Source organism: Blastomonas sp. AAP53 (assembly GCF_000331245.1).
GTDB lineage: Bacteria > Pseudomonadota > Alphaproteobacteria > Sphingomonadales > Sphingomonadaceae > Blastomonas.
On sequence record NZ_ANFZ01000019.1, the window covers coordinates 16,560 to 34,830 of the forward strand.

The following is an 18,271-nucleotide window of genomic DNA, read 5'->3' on the forward strand; positions in this document are numbered from 1 at the left end:
CACCAGCCTGCAGCGCAAGCGCGAGCAACAGGCTCAACGACAGCCTCCCGGTTGCTGCAGCGCTCCAGGGTCCAGCGCCAGCGGCCCGACCTGATCGATGGCAAGGCGGCTCACCGAGCCGCTGCTGCGCGCCGCGCGGCACTGGCCCGCCAGCACGCCCGCGGCATCGCCAAAGCTGATATCGGGCGTGTCGATGCCGCTGCTGACATTGCCGACCTGGCTGTCGACCACCAGATCGCCATCGACCAGCAACAGGTTGCTGCTGTCGGCTGAACGGATGAAGAAATCGGTGGCAAGTTGCACATTCGCGCCGCGTTGCTGCCCCAAGGCCTCGATCCGCGCGCCATCGGCGATCAGCGCATAGGGGCGGCTGATGACAATCCGGCCGCCGGTGCCCGGACCCGACGAGGTGGCGATCACCGCCGGGTTCGCCCCGCCGGCCAGTCTGAGCAGGCCGGTGTCCGGCAGCGCCAGCTCGATCTGCCCCGCAGCGCCGAGCATCGAACTGGTGGTGATCGTGCCGCCCGGCCCCAAGGTGATGCGTGGCGCGGAGACGGCGATCTTGCCTGCTGCGCCGCCTGTGCTGGCCATTGCGCCGTTGGTGCTGGCGATCTGGCTAGCGGTGACCGTGATGGAATCTTCGGCCAACAGCACAATATTTCCAGCGGTGGTTGCGTTCTGCGAGCCAGTCGTCACCTGCGCCCCGTCGGCGAGCGCGATATCGCGTCCAATCAGCACCACCGTTCCGGCCTGCCCCGGCGCCAGGCTGGAGGCATCCGAGCTGATCCGGCTGCCCTGCCCCAGCATGATCCGCTCCGCCAGCAAGGTCACCGCGCCCGCATCGCCAAAGCCTTCGGTCGCTGTCGAGATCGTCCCCTCGGTGATCGCCAGCATTTGGCCTGCGTCGATGGTGATGGTGCCCGCCCGGCCCGGGCCCGGCGTGACGATGAACGAGCCTCTTTCCTCATCGACCAGGTTGAGCGCCAGCGCCGCCGATGAAATGCTGCCGCCATCCGCGATCGTCATCTGATCTGCGCGAATGACGATGTCCCCGGCATTGCCGAAGCTGGTGGAAGAGGTCGAGATGCTGGTGCCCCTGCCGATGACATCGAGCTTCCCGGTTTCAATCAGGATCCGGCCCGCGGACCCTGTATAATCGTTGATGTCCTCGATTTCCTGGGGCCGCGGGATCCGTGTCGCGGACGATATCGTGGGGCCGCCCATAGTGTTGATCATCCGGATCGCGCCTGCACGAATGGAAATCGCTCCCGCGTCGCCCAGCCCCTCGCTGATCGACTGGATGCCGCCAAAGCCATCCAGTTCGAGCAATCCGCCGACCGTGATGTCGATCGGCCCAGCCGCAGTCGCGGTTTCGGTACGCGTGGATATCCGACCCAATGTGATCTTCATCGAGCCAGCACGGATCGTGATCGATCCCGGACCAGATGCATTCGGGGCCTGATTTTCGGCCAGGATTAGCCCGGTGGTATCCATGAAAAGTCGACCAGCATCGATGACGATGTTACCCGTCGTGCCCACGAGCTGCCCATCGAAATCGGACAGAGTGGTGCTGATCAGACCGATCTCGACGATCTCTACCAGATCTGCGCGGACGTGGATGTTCCCGACCGACCGGCCAGGTGCCGAGCTGCCGCGCGCCTCAATAGTGCCGCCTTCGACCAGCAGATGCTGCGTGTTGAGCCGGATGGCACCACCGCCACCTTCGATGGTGCTCACAATGCTGATGGAGCCCATTGGTCTAACGATGATCTGGTTCGCATCGATGCGCATGTCACCGCCGAGCTCGTCGACACCCGGCAGGCTGGCAACCCTTAGATCGCCGTCGACTACCTCAAGCCGGTTGGCCACCACCCGCAAAGCGGGGCTGGGTGATTGCTGCGCGAGGACCTCGATCGTTCCACGATCCGCGAGCAGGATTTCGCCAGCCGCTAGGTCAAGGCGACCGCCTCCCTCACCATCCGCGAGAATCGACCCGCCGAAAATCCGGATGCTGCCGCTCAGGGCTGTGGAAGTCATGCCTGGGCCCAATGGCAGATCGGTCACACCCCCGCCCACAGTGGCGACAGACATCCGTTCGGCGGTGACGAAGGTATCGAACACGACGATGTCGCTGGCGCTGAGCGTCAGATGTCCAGCGCGTATTCCGAAGATGAAATCATCCGACGCGTCGAGCCTTGTGGTGAAAATCGGCTGGTTGTTGCCCAGAAAGCCGAAGCGTGCGGGCTCTGCCATGCTGAAGGTCGATCCCGATGCCGTGCCCGAGACCAGCACACTGCCATCGGCAAATCCCAGCTGCTGCGCGGTCGAAAAGTGCGCGGTGCCGCCGACATCAACGAATGCGCCATCACCAAAGACGATGCCTGCCGGGTTGATGAAATAGAAGTCGGCGCCCGGCATCGCGCTCGCATCAATCGTCCCGGCGATGAACGATTGCTCGCCGCCAGTAACCCGGTTGATGACGTTGCGGATAGTGAGTGCATCGCTTGCGCTCCAGCGAGCAATGTCGCCGGGGCCGATGTTGAAGCGGGCAAAGCTGTGGAACAGGTTGTCGCCTGCGCGCACCCCGCCGCCGATGGTGGTGGTTACGCCGTCGGTGGTCGTGGTCGTGCCGGTCGAGAGGGCAGGCAGCGTATCAGGGGTGATCGTGGTCGCTGGCGCCATTGCCTCCTGCGCCGTTGCGGGCGCCGGAGACGCTGCGCCCGCAATCAGCGCCAGCAGCGCACAGCCGATCCACCAGGGCCTCATCGCCAGCTCCCCACCATCGTAAACGCACTCCAGATGCCCGGATCAGTCCATTGGCCATCCGCGCCACGGGCCAGTTCGATCTGCGCCAGTTGCAGCGACCGCGCCCGCCCCTCACCGCGTCGGTAATGGGTGTAGAAGGCTTCCATCAGCGCCGCAGTCCCGGCATCGCTCACCTCCCAGAGCGACGCCAGAGCACTTGCCGCACCGGCCTCCACCGCCGCACCGGCCAGCCCCATCGCCTGGTCGTCATCGCCCACGGCAGTCTCGCACGCACTCAGCACCAGCAGCTGCAGCCCTTGCCCGCGCAGCTGATTGGTGCTGAGCATCGCGCGCAAGTCCGGCAGCGTGATCGCCTCGCCATTGGCGACGATGAACGATCGTTCGGTGCGCCCGTTGAACGCGGCATGGGTGGCCAGATGCAGCACCGACGCGGGTCGCTTCGCCAGGGCCGATGCCAGATCGGCGCGATTGAAATCGGTGAGCAGAATGCCATCGCGCCCCGCTGCCATCGCCGCCTCGGAGGCAGTTCCCTCCAGCCGGGTGAAGCGGCCAACGGGAAGCTCCAGCGCCTTCTCGAGCGAGGCGGCGATGATCTGCGGATCGGTATCGCGCGTGCCCGGCGCGGCAAAGCTGAGCGCAGGCACGACCGCCAGTTGCGCCTGCTCCATCAGGAACTTGCCCTGCGCGTCCATCAGCGCGGCAAAGCTGATCTGGCGCAGCGGTCCATCGGGCACGATCACCAGCGTGCCTCCCGGCTTGAGCTGCCCTGCGATCGGGGCGATCAGCGCCGCGTACAATGCGCGCGATGCCGCCTCCCAGGCGTTGCTCTCGCCGCTCAACGATGCGGTCATCGCCTGCGCGAGCGCGGCGATCTGCGCGCGGTTGATCGAGCGATCGGGGGGCATCCGTCGATAGCCCAAAGCCTTGGCATCCCCCGTCGCATAGAGCAGTTCGACCCGGTCCTCGAGCAGCAGGGGGTAGAGCAGCACCTCGCCCGGCTGCAGATCGGCAGGGGTAACCGGATTGCGCAGCGGCACGCATTCGGCGCCCAGGCTGTTTTGCAGTTCAGCCGAACGATAGGCCTCCGCAATCCGCTGCGCCTGGGCCAGCGTGCCCGCATCGTCGCCCGCGAATGCCAGCGTCGTTCCGATCGCGCGTTCGAACACCGGGCGCACGAGCAGATCGAAACGGCTTTCCTCGGTCAGAGGATCAACCGGCATCAGCACGGTGCGCACCCGTTCGAGGGCGCGATAGGCGGCGAGCACATGCGCGCTCGCGCGATCAGGCTCGGCATCGGCGAGCAGCAGCATGTAGTGCGGCAGGTGCTGCGGCAGCGGCTTCTGGCTTTCCAGAAAGACTGCACGGCGCAGGTGCCCGCGCGCCTGCGCCGCATCACCCCGCGCCTGCGCAATCCGACCTTGCAGCGCGGCGAACGCAGCCGGATCGCCAGCGCCTCGTTTAACCATGAAGGTTGACTCAGCCGCCGCATTGGCAACCATATCAGTTGCACACAGACCCGCGTCGCACGCCAGCATCAACAGCGCCTGCTCCAGTGCCCAGCGACGCTGCGCGTCTGTGATCCTCGCAGTCGCGGCCAAGCCTGTGGCCAGCCGTGGTGCCACATTGCCCTTGCGCGCCTTTTCCAGCCGCGCCAGCCGCAGCGACGCCAGCGCGGTGAGCTCAGCATCATCGGCGCGAACGGCTCGGTCGAGCGCGCAGGCGAATGCCACTTCAAGCCGCCGACCTTCGCCTTCGTTCTCGCTGGCGGAACAGCCCGCCGCAGTCAGCACAGCGGACACACTGGCCGATCTGCGCCGCGTTCCGACCGTGCTCGGCGGAGCGCCACCTGCGAGCGCCAGCGCTGCCTCCCATGCCGCCCGCGCAGCCAGCGGCGCATCCCCTGCGCGGTCGGCCAGCGCCATCGCTGTCCGCAGAAAGTCCTGCGCCCGCGACTGGCTTCCCGATGGCGCCCGGCGCATCGCTTCGCCTGCAACCAGGCAGTACTCGGCCAGCGCGCGATCCCCGGCGGATTGCGTAGCGGCGACGGGCGGCGGGCCATCGCCTGGCCGACCGACGGGCACCAGCAGCACTGCTAACGCATCATCCACCGCCGAATCTGTGCCGCCGCGCATCAACGCGCGCGCACGCGCTGCGCGCTCGGTTGCCATGGGGAACGCAGGCAGTGCGGGTGCCTCGGCAGAACCGCCGCAATAGGCCACAGCCTCCGGCACGCTGGCACCAGCGCTATCGGACGTGGCAAGGGCCAGCGCCAATCCCAGAGTCTCAACCCACATGATGCCTGGCCCCAGCCTTCTAACAGATTGCAGGATAACCGGATTTCGCAGGCAATTGAACGGCTATTGCGCAGCGTCGCTCGCCAGCCCCTTGAGCCGGTACAATGCCTCCAGCGCATCGCGCGGGCTCAGGTTATCGACATCGATCCCGGCCAGCGCCTCGCGCAACGCATCGACGGGCTCGGGCTCCTTGGCCAGCGCGGCGGCGAACAGCGGCAGATCGTCGAGCCCCGCTGCGAGCCCGCCGGTCGCCTGACGCCCGGCCTCGAGCTTGGCGAGCACCGCCTTCGCCCGCGCCACCACCACCGGGGGAACCCCCGCCAGCTTGGCGACGGCGAGGCCATAGCTGCGATCTGCCGGGCCATCGGCGAGCTCGTGCAGCAGCACCAGATCGCCCTTCCATTCGCGTGCGCGGACATGGTGCAGCGACAGCGCATCGAGCCGGTCGGTCAGCCGCGTGAGCTCGTGATAGTGCGTCGCGAACAGGCAGCGGCAGCGGTTGGTGTCATGCACCGCCTCGGCAATTGCCCAGGCCAAGGCGAGCCCGTCATAGGTCGATGTCCCCCGCCCGACCTCGTCGAGAATGACGAACGAGCGTTCGGTCGCCTGGGAGAGGATCGCGGCAGTCTCGACCATCTCGACCATGAAGGTCGACCGGCCCCGCGCCAGATTGTCCGATGCGCCCACCCGGCTGAACAACCGGTCGACGATGCCGATCCGTGCCGAGCGGGCTGGAACGAACGCGCCTGCCTGCGCGAGCAGCACGATCAAAGCGGTCTGGCGCAGGAAGGTCGACTTACCGCCCATGTTGGGGCCGGAGACCAGCCAGAGCCGGTCGCGCTCGGACAGCGTGGCATCATTGGCGACGAACGCCTGGCCTGCCTTGCGCAGTGCCGCCTCGACCACCGGATGCCGACCGCCTGCGATTGCGATGCAAGGCTCGTCGGTCAGTTCGGGGCAGGTGAAATCGCCTTCCGCCGCCATCGCGGCATGGGCCGCGGCGACATCGATCCGGGCGAGCGCGGCAGCCGTCCGCGCGATCGCTTCGCGCGCAGCGACGACCTCTTCGCACAACGCTTCGAAATGCGCCTCTTCCGCCGCCTGCGCATGGCCGCCCGATTGCGCGATCCGCATCGCCTCGTCGTGCAGCGCGGGCGAGTTGAACCGCACCGCGCCCGCCATCGTCTGGCGATGGGCGAAGCCGCTGTCGGGCTTCATCAGCGCATCGGCGCGCGCGGCGGGCACCTCAATGAAATAGCCAAGCACCGCGTTGTGCCGGATCTTGAGCGCCTGCACGCCGGTCGCCGCCTTGTAGTCCGCCTCGAGCGCAGCAATTGCGCGGCGGGCGTTGCCCGATGTATCGCGCAAGGCATCGAGCGCGGCATCATAGCCACGCGCGATATAGCCGCCCTGTTGGCGCTCGGTGGGCGGACTTTCGACCAGGGCGCGGGCCAGATGCTCGACCAGCGCGCCATGGCCCTGCATGTCGGGGAGCAATGCCTTGAGCAGAGGCGGCAGGTCATCGCCGCGCCCCAGACGTTCGCGCAGGGTCCGCGCCGCGCTCAGCCCATCGCGCAGCTGCCCCAGGTCGCGCGGAGACCCACGTCCGGCGACCACCCGGCCCAATGCGCGCGCCAGATCGGAGATGGCCTTCAACGCCTCGCGCACGCTGTCGCGGCGCAGCGAATCCTCGTGAAACCACTGGACGAGCGCCAGCCGGTCGCGGATCGCGGCAATGTCGGTCAGCGGCGCGCCGAGATCGCTCGCGAGCAGCCGGGCGCCTGCGCCAGTGACGGTGCGGTCGATCGCATGCACCAAGGATCCTGCACGCCCGCCCTGCTGGCTGGTGAGGATTTCCAGGCTCTCGCGCGTCGCTGCATCGACCGCCATATGCTGCGCAACCTCATGCCTGCGCGGCGGAGCGAGGAACGGCATTTTGCCGCGCGAGACATGCTCGAGATACGCCATCAGCCCGCCCGCTGCGGCAAGCTCCGCTCGGCTGAAATTGCCGAAGCCGTCGAGCGTCGCGACGCCGAAATGCGCCTTCAGCCGCTTTTCGCCCTCGATGCTGCTGAACGCGCCTGCCGGGCGCAGGATGGAATCATCGGTGAACGGATCGCTGCGGTCGGACTGGATCAGTTCGCTGGCCGCGAGCCGCGCGATCTCGGCGGACAGATCGGCCGCGCTCGCCTGCATCAGTTCGAACCGGCCGGTGGAGATATCGCACATCGCCAGGCCATAGCCGCCCTCGGCGCTGGCGAGCGCGACCAGCCGGTTTTCGGCGCGCGAATCGAGCAGCGATTCCTCGGTCAGCGTACCTGCAGTGACGAAGCGGACGATCGCGCGGGCCACGAGCGCCTTGGAACCGGCGCGTGCCTTGGCCTCCGCCGGCGTTTCGGTCTGTTCGGCAATCGCGACGCGGTGCCCCGCCTTGATCAGCCGCGCCAGATAGCCTTCCGCGCTGTGCACCGGCACGCCGCACATCGGCACGGGATCGCCGCCATGCGCCCCACGCGCAGTCAGCGCGATGTCGAGCGTGGCCGCGGCGGCCTTGGCATCATCGAAGAACAATTCGAAGAAATCGCCCATCCGGTAGAACAGCAGGCAATCGGGCGCCTCGGCCTTCAGCGCATGATATTGCGCCATCATCGGCGTGGGGGCGCTGTCGGAGGGTGATTGGCTCATCCGGCTTCAACTAGCCGACGGTGCCTGAGGGTGGAAGGGGCGAGTTCGCCTAAAATCCTCCCCCAGCTTGCTGGGGGAGGATTTATGGGTTGCGTCAAGCCGCCACCATCGCTCCCACGCGCAGATCCTCCGCGACAAACGCGGCGCAGCGTTCACCGATCATGATGCTGGGCGCGTTGGTGTTGCCGCTGACGATCTTGGGCATGATGCTGGCATCGGCGACATACAGCCCCTCGACACCGCGCAGCTTGAGTCGCGGATCGACGACGCTCGCCTCGTCCGACCCCATGCGGCAGGTACCCACCGGGTGGTAGACGGTGTCGGCGCGGTTGCGGATCTGCTCGTCGAGCGCCGCATCATCATACAGATCGATCGGATGGCGATCGACCGGCTCGTAATCCGACATCGGCGGCGTTTCGAAGATGCGGTGCATGAAGCGGACGCCTGCGCGCAGCACCGCCATGTCGCGGTCGTCGGCCAGGAAATTGGGGTCGATCCGCGGGGGGGCTGCGGGATCGGCGCTGTTCAGCGTCACCGTGCCCTTGCTCTCGGGCCGCAGCACGCAGGCGTGGCACGAAAAGCCATGGCCCTTCACGTTCTCGCGGCCATGGTCTTCGAGCACCGCAGGCACGAAGTGGAACTGCACATCGGGCGCGGGCGCATCGGGCATCATCTTCCAGAAACCGCCAGCCTCCGCCCAGCAGGTGGTGAGGATGCCGGTGCGCTTGCGGCGATGCTCCAGCACCGCGCGCGCCATGCGCGTCACACCGGTGAGCGAACTGCCGAAGCTGTCGGTCGACTTGGTGGCAAAGCCCGAGACGTAATCGATGTGATCCTGCAGGTTCGCGCCCACCTCCGCACGATCGACCACGACAGAGACACCATGCTCCTTCAGCATGCCGCCCGGGCCGATGCCCGACAGCTGCAGGATCTGCGGCGATCCGAAGGCGCCTGCAGAGAGTATCACGGCGCCGCGGGCGAACACCTGCACCACCTGGCCTGCGCGCTCGAACTCGACGCCGCGCGCGCGGCCGTTCTCGATGATGATCCGGCGGACCATCGCATGGGTGCGCACGTCCAGGTTCTTGCGGTCCGCAGCGGGTTCGACATAGGCGCGCGAGGCGCTCCAGCGTTCGCCGTCCTTCTGCGTCGTCTGGTAGATGCCAAAGCCTTCCTGCCTGGCCCCGTTGAAATCGGTGTTGAGCGGCAGCTGCAGTCGCCGCGCCGCCTCGACAAAGGCGTGGCTGCCGGGGTTGGCCCATTTCTGGTCGACCACCGACAGCGGGCCATCGCCGCCATGGTGCGCATCGAATTCCGCCGAAGAACCGGCGCGGGAATTGCCTTCCGAGCGGCGGAACCAGGGCAACACGTCCTTGTGGCTCCAGCCGGTCGCGCCCATGGCCTCCCAGTTGTCATAATCCCAGGCGTTGCCGCGGATATAGACCATCGCGTTGATCGCCGATGATCCGCCCAGCCCCTTGCCCCGTGGCTGATAGCCCGGGCGACCATTGAGGCCCGGCTGCGGCACAGTATCGAACTTCCAGTTGGTATTGGCAGGCAGGAACGGCATGAACCCCGGCGTTTTCACGCGAACGCCATTGTTGCGGCCCCCCGCCTCGATCAGGCAGACCGATAGCGAGGCATCCTCGCTGAGCCGCCCGGCGACCGCGCACCCTGCCGAACCGCCACCGATGACGATGATGTCGTACTCGTTCATGCTCTCTCCTTCGGGCTCTTTGGTGCGGCCCATGTGTTCAGATCATTTCAGGCAATCGGATCATTCGGCGGGCGTCAGGCTCCCACCGGAAAAGGGTTCGAGCTGGCTCTGCCGCTGCTGGCGCGCGGCCCAGGCCGACTTGATCGTGTCGCTGGTCTCGCGGCTGCCATCGTGGCTCCAGCCCGGCGGACGCAGCAGATAGCCCAGCTTGTTCGAGAGGCCCGGCGCGCTCCACATATCGCGGGCGATTCCCACCCATTCGTGGAACGCCGCCCAGATCAGGTTGAAGCTGCCCAACTGCTTCACGATGCCATAGCGGATCGGCTCGTCGTCGCGCTCGGGCACGAAGGTGCCGAACATCCTGTCCCAGATAATGAAGACGCCGGCGTAGTTCGAATCGAGATAGCGCGGGTTGATCGCGTGATGGACGCGGTGGTGCGAGGGCGTGTTCATCACCGCCTCGAACCAGCGCGGCAGCCTTTTCACCGCCTCGGTGTGGATCCAGAACTGGTAGATCAGGTTGATGCCACCGCAGAACGCGATCATCAAAGGATGGAAGCCCAGCCAGAACATCGGCAGGCCCACGAGCAGCCCGGGCGTGAAGAACCCGGTCCATGTCTGCCTGAGCGCGGTCGACAGGTTATAATGCTGGCTCGAATGGTGGATGACATGCGCCGCCCACATCCAGCGGACACGGTGCCCCAGTCGGTGCACCCAGTAATAGGCAAAATCATCGACCACGAACGCGATCGGCCAGGCCCACCACGCCCAGCCGATGTCGAAAATGCGGTGTTCATAGACCTGGAACGCGATCAGCAGCGCAAGCCCGCCGGTCAGCGCGCCTGCAACGGTGCTGCCCAGGCCCAAAGCCAGCGATGTCAGCGTATCGCGCGGTTCGTAAGCGCGCGCATCACGACCGCGCACCCACCAGATCTCGATCAGGATCAGCAGCACGAATGCCGGGATCGCAAGCTCGGTCGGGTTGGGCAGATCGGGCGCCGTGGTCATGATGCCGGTTGCTTACATCATTGTCAGCAGCTTGTCTGCATCCTGTTTTGACAGGGCGAGTGAAACATGTCCGAAGCGCGGATCACCGGTTTCCACCTTCCACCCCTCGCTGCAGCGGTGCGCACGCAGCGGCTTGGGCAACACCCGCCCAGCACAGTGCGCGCCGTGGCGTTTCAGGATCACGACGCGACCATCGGTCCCCTCGACCAAAGCGGCCTCGCCATCGCCGGACATCAGCACCGGGCCGGCTTCGAACCCCGCGATCTGCTCTTCGGCAATGCGCGCAGCGGCGCTGGCGTCGCCAATCTGGTTTTCGCCCAGTTGCAACAGCCAGACCAGACCCGCGACCGCCAGAATCGCGGCCAGTGAAGCGAACAGCAGCATCAGGTTCATCGGCATCGTCCCCATGTCCGGCCAGGTCTTTGCCCGGTCCTTGCGGGCCATGATAGCACCGCACGCGGCGGAATGAAAAGTCTGCGAAAAGTCCGTTCAAAAGTCTTCGCGCGTCCGGCAGGGGTTGATTTGTGCCGGGGGCCGTGACTACGGCTCGCGCACGGATTTTTACGCAAGGGATATGACCGTGGCGGACGTGGAACAGTTGCAGCAGGACTATCTGGCCCAGATCGCCAGCGCGGATCTTGCGGGTCTGGAAGAGATCCGCATCGCCGCTTTGGGGAAACAGGGTGTCATTTCGGGCCTGCTCAAGACGCTGGGCGCGATGAGCGCCGAGGAGCGGCAGGAACAGGGCCCGCGCATCAACGGCGCGCGCGAGGCAGTGACCTCCGCGATCGCTGCCCGCAAGGATGCGCTAGAAAGCGAAGTGCTCAACGCACGCCTTGCCGCCGAAGCGATCGACCTGACGCTGCCTGCCGCTGCCAGCCCCCAGGGATCGGTGCACCCGGTTGCCCAAGTGATGGACGAGCTCGCCGAGATCTTCGCCGATCTGGGGTTTGCCGTGGCGACCGGACCCGAGATCGAATCGGGCTGGTACAATTTCACCGCGCTGAACATGCCCGAGACGCACCCGGCGCGCGCGATGCACGACACGTTCTACTTCCCTGATCGCAATGCTGCGGGCGAGGAGATGCTGCTGCGCACGCACACCTCGCCGGTGCAGATCCGCACGATGATGGCGCAGAAGCCGCCGATCCGCATCATTGCGCCGGGCCGCACCTATCGCAGCGATTCGGACGCGACGCACACGCCGATGTTCCATCAGGTCGAGGGGCTGGTGATCGACAAGGGCATTACCATGGCGCACCTCAAATGGACGCTGGAAACCTTCGTGAAGGCGTTCTTCGAGCGCGACGATATCGTGCTGCGGCTGCGCCCGAGCTATTTCCCGTTCACCGAGCCCTCGGCCGAGGTCGATGTCGGCTTCACGGTCGAAAAGGGCAAGCGGGTGATCGGCGGCGATCCCACCGGCCCCAATGGCGGCTGGATGGAGATCCTGGGCAGCGGCATGGTCAACCGCAAGGTGATCGAACATTGCGGGCTCGACCCCGATGAGTGGCAGGGCTTTGCCTTCGGTTGCGGCATCGACCGCCTCGCGATGCTCAAGTACGGCATGGACGACCTGCGCGCGTTCTTCGACGGCGATCTGCGCTGGCTGAAGCATTACGGCTTCTCGTCGCTCGATGTCCCCACGCTGAGCGGAGGAGTCGGCGCATGAAGTTCACGCTTTCCTGGCTGAAAGAGCATCTCGACACCGATGCAAGCCTGACCGAAATCACCGACCGCCTCACCGCGATCGGGCTGGAATTGGAAGGCGTGGAGAACCCCGCCGATGTGCTGCGTCCGTTCAAGGTTGCGCGCGTGATCGAGGCCGGCCCCCACCCCAATGCGGACAAGCTGCGGTTGCTCAAGGTCGATGACGGATCGGGCACGCCCTGGCAGGTCGTCTGCGGCGCGCCCAATGCGCGTCAGGGCCTTGTCGGCGTGTTCGGCCCTCCGGGCACGTATGTGCCCGGCCCGGCCTTCACGCTCAAGCCGGCGAAGATCCGCGATGTCGAAAGCTTCGGCATGATGTGCTCGTACCGCGAGCTCGAAATGGGCGAAGATCACGACGGCATCATCGAATTGCCCGAAGATGCACCGGTGGGCACCAGCTTTGCCGATTATGCCGGGCTCGATGATCCGGTGATCGATGTCTCGGTAACTCCCAACAAGCAGGACTGCATGGGCGTGCGCGGCATCGCGCGCGATCTGGCGGCCTCGGGCATCGGCACCTTGAGGCCGCTGGTGATCGCCGATGTCCCGCGCTCGGGCGCAGGCCCCGATGTGCGCACCGACGACGCTGACGGCTGCCCGGCGTTCTACGGCTGCACCGTCAAGGGCGTCACCAACGGCGCTGCACCCGACTGGATGCAGGCGCGGCTGAAGGCCGTGGGGCAGAAGCCGATCTCGGCCTTGGTCGACATCACCAATTATGTGATGCTCGATCTGGGCCGGCCCTTGCACGTCTATGACATGGCGACGCTTTCGGGCGGGCTGGTCGCGCGCAAGGCGAAGGAAGGCGAAGAGGTGCTCGCGCTCAACGGCAAGACCTACACGCTCGACGCCAGCATGACCGTGATCGCCGACAGCGCACAGGTGCACGATATCGGCGGCATCATGGGCGGCGAGCATTCGGGCGTGGCCGAGACCACCACCGATGTGCTGATCGAGTGCGCCTATTTCGACCCCGAGCAGATCGCGCGCACCGGGCAGAAGCTGATGCTGACTTCGGACGCGCGCCAGCGGTTCGAGCGCGGCGTGGACCCGGCGTTCCTCGACGATGGCCTGGCGATTGCGACCGCCTATGTCACGCAGCTTTGCGGCGGAACTGCCAGCGAAATCACCCGCGCGGGCACGCCTCCGGTGGAAGCGCGGACGGTCTCGTACGATCCGGCCTATTGCGCGGCTTTGGGTGGCATCGATGTTTCGGCGACCGATCAGCAGGCCATCCTCGAGCGCCTCGGCTTTGCCGTGGACAGCGGCGAGACGCCGTGGACGATCACCGTCCCCAGCTGGCGGCGCGATGTCTCAGGGAAAGCGGATATCGTCGAGGAAGTGGTGCGTATCACTGGCATAGACGCGATCCCCTCCACCCCGCTGCCGCGCCTGCCCGGTGTCGCCAAGCCCACCGCCAGCCCTGCGCAGCTGCAGGAACGCCGCGTGCGACGTCTGGCGGCGGCGCGCGGTCTCAACGAGGCGGTCAACTGGTCGTTCATTTCGGACAAGGAAGCCGCGCCCTTTGGCGGCGGCGACTGGACGCTCGCCAACCCGATCAGCGAAGACCTCAAGGTCATGCGGCCCTCGCTGCTGCCCGGCCTGCTCTCGGCGGCCAAGCGCAACCTCGATCGCGGCGCTGGCTCGGTCCGGCTGTTCGAGGTCGGGCGGCGCTATTTCAAGGCCGAGGATGGCACCAGCCTCGAGCGCGCGACGCTCGGCATCGTGCTGGCGGGAGACAAGCTGAGCCGCGACTGGCGCTCGGGCAAGGCGCAGGCCTTCACCGCGCACGACGTGAAGGCCGAGGTGCTGGCGCTGCTCGATGCCGCCGGTGCCCCAGCCGCCAAGCTCATGGACTTCGCGCCCGATGCCGCCGGTCCCGGTGGACATTATCACCCAGGCCAGGCGGCGACGCTGCGGCTGGGGCCGAAGAATGTGCTGGCCGCGTACGGCACGCTGCACCCTTCAACCGCCAAGGCGTTCGGCTTCAAGCCGGTACACGGCGCTGTGATGGTCGCCGAGCTGTTCCTCGACGGCATTGCGTTGAAACCACGCGGCTCTGCGATGCGTGAGGCCTATGCGCCCCCGGCATTGCAGGCGGTGACGCGCGATTTCGCGTTCCTCGTCGATGCCAAACTTGCGGCGGGCGATCTGGTGCGCGCGGTCAAGGGCGCGGACAAGAAGCACATCACCGACGCCCGCGTGTTCGACAGCTTTGCAGGCCAGGGCGTGCCCGAGGGCAAGCTGTCGCTCGCGCTGGAGGTCACGCTGCAACCGGTGGACAAGAGCTTCGCCGATGACGAGCTCAAGGCCATTGCCGATGCCATCGTCAAGGCAGCGGGGAAGCTGGGCGCGGAATTGAGGGGTTGATTTTAAGTCGGTCCCCTGCGCAGGCAGGGGCCGATCCCCTGCCCGTCGCGTCTGGATGCATCATCCGATGATCCATCCTGTGCAGATGCGGGGAAACGACACATTAGCAAAGCCGATATCATGACCGCTCTCAACCGCCGCACCTTCGCCATCATCTCGCACCCTGATGCGGGCAAGACCACGCTGACCGAAAAGCTGCTGCTCACCGGTGGTGCGATCCATCTGGCGGGCGAGGTCAAGGCGCGCGGCGCGGCGCGGCGGGCGCGGTCGGACTGGATGAAGATCGAGCAGCAGCGCGGCATCTCGGTCACCTCCTCGGTGATGACATTCGAGCGGCAGGGCATCACCTTCAACCTGCTCGATACGCCGGGCCATGAAGACTTTTCCGAAGACACCTATCGTACGCTGACCGCGGTCGACTCCGCGATCATGGTGATCGATGCCGCCAAGGGCATCGAGCCGCAGACACGCAAATTGTTCGAGGTGTGCCGCCTGCGCAGCGTGCCGATCATCACCTTCGTTAACAAGGTCGATCGCGAGGGGCGCGATCCGTTCGAACTGCTCGACGAGGTTGCCGATGCTTTGGCGCTCGATGTCTGCCCGATGAGCTGGCCGGTCGGCATGGGCGGGCAGTTCGAAGGCGTGTACGATCTCGCGCGCAACCGGTTGATGCAGCCCAACGGCCCCAGCCGCGAGTTCGACGGATCGTTCACGGAAGTATCGGGGCTGGATGATCCCGCACTGGCCGCCAAGCTCACCGAACAGGCGCTCGAACGGCTCACCGGCGAGGCCGAGCTGGCACAGGGTGGCTATTCGAGCTTCGATCTGGAAGCGTACCGGCACGGCGACCTGACGCCCGTGTATTTCGGCTCCGCGCTCAAGCAGTTCGGCATCGAGGAACTGATCAACGCGATTGCCGACCACGCCCCGCCGCCGCGCAGCCAGCCCGCGCAGCCCGAAGCGGTCGAGCCGACGCGCAAGGACGTGACCGGCTTCATCTTCAAGGTGCAAGCCAATATGGACCCGCAGCACCGCGACCGCATCGCGTTTATGCGGCTGGTCTCGGGCACGTTCAAGCGCGGCATGAAACTGGTGCCCTCGGGCCATGGCAAGCCGATTGCGGTGCACTCGCCGATCCTGTTCTTCGCGCAGGACCGCGAGCTCGCCGACGAGGCTTTGCCCGGCGACATCATCGGCATCCCCAACCACGGCACGCTGCGCGTGGGTGATACACTCTCCGAGAAGAACGACGTCCGCTTCACCGGCCTTCCCAATTTCGCGCCTGAAATCCTGCGCCGCGTGCAGCTGAAGGACCCGACCAAGACCAAGCAGCTGCGCAAGGCGCTCGACGACCTGTCCGAAGAGGGCGTGATCCAGGTGTTCTATCCCGAGATCGGCAGCCAGTGGATCGTCGGCGTGGTCGGCCAGCTGCAGCTCGAGGTGCTGATCAGCCGTCTGGAGGCCGAATACAAGGTCGAGGCGGTGCTCGAGATGGCGCCGTTCGATACCGCGCGCTGGCTCAGCGGGCCTTCCGATGCGCTCGAGGCGTTCAAGCGGATCTCTATGAACAACCTGGCCAAGGACCGCGACGGCAACCCGGTGTTCATGGCGCGGTCGGCCTGGGATGTCGGCTATCAACAGGAAAAGAACCCCGATCTGTCCTTCAGCGCCACGCGCGAGCGCTAAAACACTGTTGCAGCCCGGCAGAGCTGCGCTAAGGCGGGCCATGGCGTCGCGCACCAAGGTCTCTCCCGATACGATCCGGCATATCGTCGAAGAGGCGAGCACCATCGCCATGGCCGCGTTCGCGCGCGCCGGCGGTGACCTGCAGGTATGGGACAAGAAGCCCGGCGATCCGGTCAGCGAGACCGATCTGGCGGTCGACAATTTCCTGCGCGACCGGCTGGGCGCTTTGGTCCCCGATGCGGGCTGGCTGTCCGAGGAAACCGCCGATGATACCAACCGGCTCGATTGCGACCGCATCTGGCTGGTCGATCCCATCGACGGCACGCGCGATTTCGTGCGCGGCCGCGCGGGCTGGGCGATTTCGGTCGCCCTGGTCGAAAATGGCCGCGTCGTGATGGGCGTGCTCGCGGCCCCTGCCCGCAACGAATACTGGATCGGCGCGCGCGGGCGCGGTGCGTTCCTCAACGGCAAAAGGCTCAAGGCCAGCCGCCGCACCGAATTTCCCGGATCGCGCGTGCCCACCGACAGCCTGCCCAAGGCGGACATCGACCTGACCGTCGTCGAAAAGCCCAACAGCATAGCGCTTCGCATGGCGATGATCGCCGATGACCGCGCCGATCTGCTCGCGACCCTGCGCTGGGGTTATGAATGGGACATCGGCGCGGCTGCGATCATCGCCGAGGAAGCGGGCGCGCGCGTCACCGACGCACTGGGCGGCGAACTGCGCTTCAACAAGCCGCGCGCCAATGCCTTTGGCGTTTTGTGCTGCGCGCCCGACATCCACGACGCCGCGCTCGACCGCCTGCGCGAACGCGCGGTGCGGCTCTCGGCGGACGGGGCTTAGGCCTCGGTCACTACATCCTGCGTGTGCGTCTCGGCATCGGGCGTGGTGAGATACAGCCCAGTCGTGCCGATCAGCGTCAGCGCGATGAACCCGGCTTGCGCCAGGCTGATCGACTGGCGGAACACCAGCCAGCCGATCACCGCCACGGCCACCACGCCCACACCCGACCAGATCGCATAGGCGATGCCCATCGGGATGCGGGTGAAGGCAAAGGCGAGCAGCCAGAAGCACAGGCCATAACAGGCCATCGATGCCATGCCGAACAGCGGCCTGGCAAACCCGTGGGAGGCCTTGAGCAGGCTGGTGCCTGCGATCTCGCAGACCATGGCCAGAGCCAGCAAAACCCACGCATTCATCGCATGCTCTCCTTCATTCGGCCTTTGGCATCGCAATCGGATCGCCCGCCAGCATTCGCGTGGCCGTTGCCTGTTTCATGAACGCCCAGACCTCGGCATCAAAACCGGGATCGGCCTGTGCGGGCCAGTTGGGCATGTCGTCGTACATCTTCATCGTGCCGGTCCACATCATAGGCGTGGCGACATCAGTGAAGGGTTTCAGCAGCGCGAACCAGCGCTGGACAAAGCCCGCCGCCGCCTCGCTGCCTGGGTCCATCGGCAGCGAGGCCTTGATCTCGTCGCCCAGCGCCTTCCATTGCGCTGAGTAAGCATCCTGGTCGAAATCCGCGCCCAGCGCGCCCATCCTATCGGCCCATTCGGCCTGCTCTTCCGGGGTGAAATAGCGGTCGGTCACCGCCTTCCATTGGTCCTGTGACATCTGTGTACTGTCCTGTTGTTCGGTTCGGATCAGCGAGCAGAATGTCTCTGCATCGATGGGCTCGCCGCGATCGATGCGTGACTTGACGGAGATGAGCAGCGGCTGCGCCTCGGATATGCGCCGCGCCTGACTTTCGAGATGATCGAGCTGCGCGGTGATCAGCCCGTTGAGGTCGATCCGCCGGTTGGCGGTCAGCCGCTGGATCTGTGCCAGCGTCAGCCCCGCCTTCTTGAGCGACAGGATCAGGTTCAACCGCTCCAGCGCCACCGCATCATAATGCCGCCGCCCCGACGCGGTCCGCAACGGCTCCACCAGTCCTCGCACCTCGTAAAAGCGCAGCGCGCGGGCGGTGAGACCGGTGAGCCGGGTAACGGCAGCAATGTCGAGCGAATCAGCCATAAGCGGCTTATGCCACTT

Annotated in this window: 12 protein-coding genes; 4 read left to right on the forward strand and 8 right to left on the reverse strand. The window is 66.1% G+C overall.

Features of this window, described 5'->3' with window-relative positions:
- Positions 1-33 precede the first annotated feature (33 nt).
- The 6 genes from D618_RS0115410 to D618_RS18650 form a co-directional block, all read right to left on the reverse strand.
- The gene (locus tag D618_RS0115410; RefSeq protein WP_017672432.1) at positions 34-2,766 is read right to left on the reverse strand and encodes a filamentous hemagglutinin N-terminal domain-containing protein; all 2,733 of its coding nucleotides are present in this window, start codon (positions 2,764-2,766) and stop codon (positions 34-36) included.
- Positions 2,763-5,060: a CHAT domain-containing protein gene (locus tag D618_RS0115415; RefSeq protein WP_026091745.1), complete on the reverse strand. Its 2,298-nt coding sequence runs from the start codon at positions 5,058-5,060 to the stop codon at positions 2,763-2,765. Before D618_RS0115415 ends, D618_RS0115410 begins: the two co-directional genes overlap by 4 nt.
- A gap of 63 nt (positions 5,061-5,123) precedes the next feature.
- Positions 5,124-7,745: a DNA mismatch repair protein MutS gene (gene mutS, locus D618_RS0115420; protein WP_040370914.1), complete on the reverse strand. Its 2,622-nt coding sequence runs from the start codon at positions 7,743-7,745 to the stop codon at positions 5,124-5,126.
- Positions 7,746-7,839: 94 nt separating this feature from the next.
- Positions 7,840-9,462 carry a GMC family oxidoreductase N-terminal domain-containing protein gene (locus D618_RS0115425; protein ID WP_026091746.1) on the reverse strand — a complete coding sequence of 541 codons (1,623 nt, stop codon included), beginning with the start codon at positions 9,460-9,462 and terminating at the stop codon, positions 7,840-7,842.
- Positions 9,463-9,522: 60 nt separating this feature from the next.
- Positions 9,523-10,470, reverse strand: a complete 948-nt coding sequence (locus tag D618_RS0115430) for a sterol desaturase family protein (protein ID WP_017672436.1) — start codon at positions 10,468-10,470, stop codon at positions 9,523-9,525.
- Between the two features lie 12 nt (positions 10,471-10,482).
- Positions 10,483-10,914 (reverse strand): hypothetical protein, encoded by a 432-nt coding sequence (locus D618_RS18650; RefSeq protein ID WP_017672437.1) that lies wholly within the window; start codon positions 10,912-10,914, stop codon positions 10,483-10,485.
- Between the two features lie 130 nt (positions 10,915-11,044).
- On the opposite strand from D618_RS18650, the gene pheS reads away from it, so the two are divergent.
- The 4 genes from pheS to D618_RS0115455 all read left to right on the forward strand — a co-directional run bounded on the left by pheS (position 11,045) and on the right by D618_RS0115455 (position 17,080).
- Positions 11,045-12,142 carry a phenylalanine--tRNA ligase subunit alpha gene (gene pheS / locus D618_RS0115440; protein ID WP_017672438.1) on the forward strand — a complete coding sequence of 366 codons (1,098 nt, stop codon included), beginning with the start codon at positions 11,045-11,047 and terminating at the stop codon, positions 12,140-12,142.
- Positions 12,139-14,550, forward strand: coding sequence for a phenylalanine--tRNA ligase subunit beta (pheT, locus tag D618_RS0115445; protein WP_017672439.1), 2,412 nt, complete (start codon positions 12,139-12,141; stop codon positions 14,548-14,550). Before pheS ends, pheT begins: the two co-directional genes overlap by 4 nt.
- A gap of 120 nt (positions 14,551-14,670) precedes the next feature.
- Entirely contained in the window at positions 14,671-16,236 is a 1,566-nt protein-coding gene (locus D618_RS0115450) for a peptide chain release factor 3 (protein WP_017672440.1), read from the forward strand.
- A gap of 40 nt (positions 16,237-16,276) precedes the next feature.
- Complete coding sequence (locus tag D618_RS0115455; protein ID WP_017672441.1) at positions 16,277-17,080, forward strand: 3'(2'),5'-bisphosphate nucleotidase CysQ; 804 nt, start codon at positions 16,277-16,279, stop codon at positions 17,078-17,080.
- Here the strand turns inward: D618_RS0115455 and D618_RS0115460 are convergent.
- Positions 17,077-17,436, reverse strand: a complete 360-nt coding sequence (locus tag D618_RS0115460) for a multidrug efflux SMR transporter (protein WP_017672442.1) — start codon at positions 17,434-17,436, stop codon at positions 17,077-17,079. The two genes, D618_RS0115455 and D618_RS0115460, sit on opposite strands and share 4 nt — an antisense overlap.
- A gap of 13 nt (positions 17,437-17,449) precedes the next feature.
- Positions 17,450-18,253 (reverse strand): MerR family transcriptional regulator, encoded by an 804-nt coding sequence (locus tag D618_RS0115465; protein ID WP_017672443.1) that lies wholly within the window; start codon positions 18,251-18,253, stop codon positions 17,450-17,452.
- Positions 18,254-18,271 lie beyond the last annotated feature (18 nt).

Coding starts and splice junctions, on each gene's coding strand:
- D618_RS0115450 (WP_017672440.1), top strand. CDS start 14,671: ATGACCGCTCTCAACCGCCGCACCTTCGCCATCATCTCGCACCCTGAT.
- pheT (WP_017672439.1), top strand. CDS start 12,139: ATGAAGTTCACGCTTTCCTGGCTGAAAGAGCATCTCGACACCGATGCA.
- D618_RS0115430 (WP_017672436.1), bottom strand. CDS start 10,470: ATGACCACGGCGCCCGATCTGCCCAACCCGACCGAGCTTGCGATCCCG.
- mutS (WP_040370914.1), bottom strand. CDS start 7,745: ATGAGCCAATCACCCTCCGACAGCGCCCCCACGCCGATGATGGCGCAA.
- D618_RS0115460 (WP_017672442.1), bottom strand. CDS start 17,436: ATGAATGCGTGGGTTTTGCTGGCTCTGGCCATGGTCTGCGAGATCGCA.
- D618_RS18650 (WP_017672437.1), bottom strand. CDS start 10,914: ATGGCCCGCAAGGACCGGGCAAAGACCTGGCCGGACATGGGGACGATG.
- D618_RS0115425 (WP_026091746.1), bottom strand. CDS start 9,462: ATGAACGAGTACGACATCATCGTCATCGGTGGCGGTTCGGCAGGGTGC.
- D618_RS0115410 (WP_017672432.1), bottom strand. CDS start 2,766: ATGAGGCCCTGGTGGATCGGCTGTGCGCTGCTGGCGCTGATTGCGGGC.
- D618_RS0115465 (WP_017672443.1), bottom strand. CDS start 18,253: ATGGCTGATTCGCTCGACATTGCTGCCGTTACCCGGCTCACCGGTCTC.
- D618_RS0115415 (WP_026091745.1), bottom strand. CDS start 5,060: ATGTGGGTTGAGACTCTGGGATTGGCGCTGGCCCTTGCCACGTCCGAT.
- D618_RS0115455 (WP_017672441.1), top strand. CDS start 16,277: ATGGCGTCGCGCACCAAGGTCTCTCCCGATACGATCCGGCATATCGTC.
- pheS (WP_017672438.1), top strand. CDS start 11,045: ATGACCGTGGCGGACGTGGAACAGTTGCAGCAGGACTATCTGGCCCAG.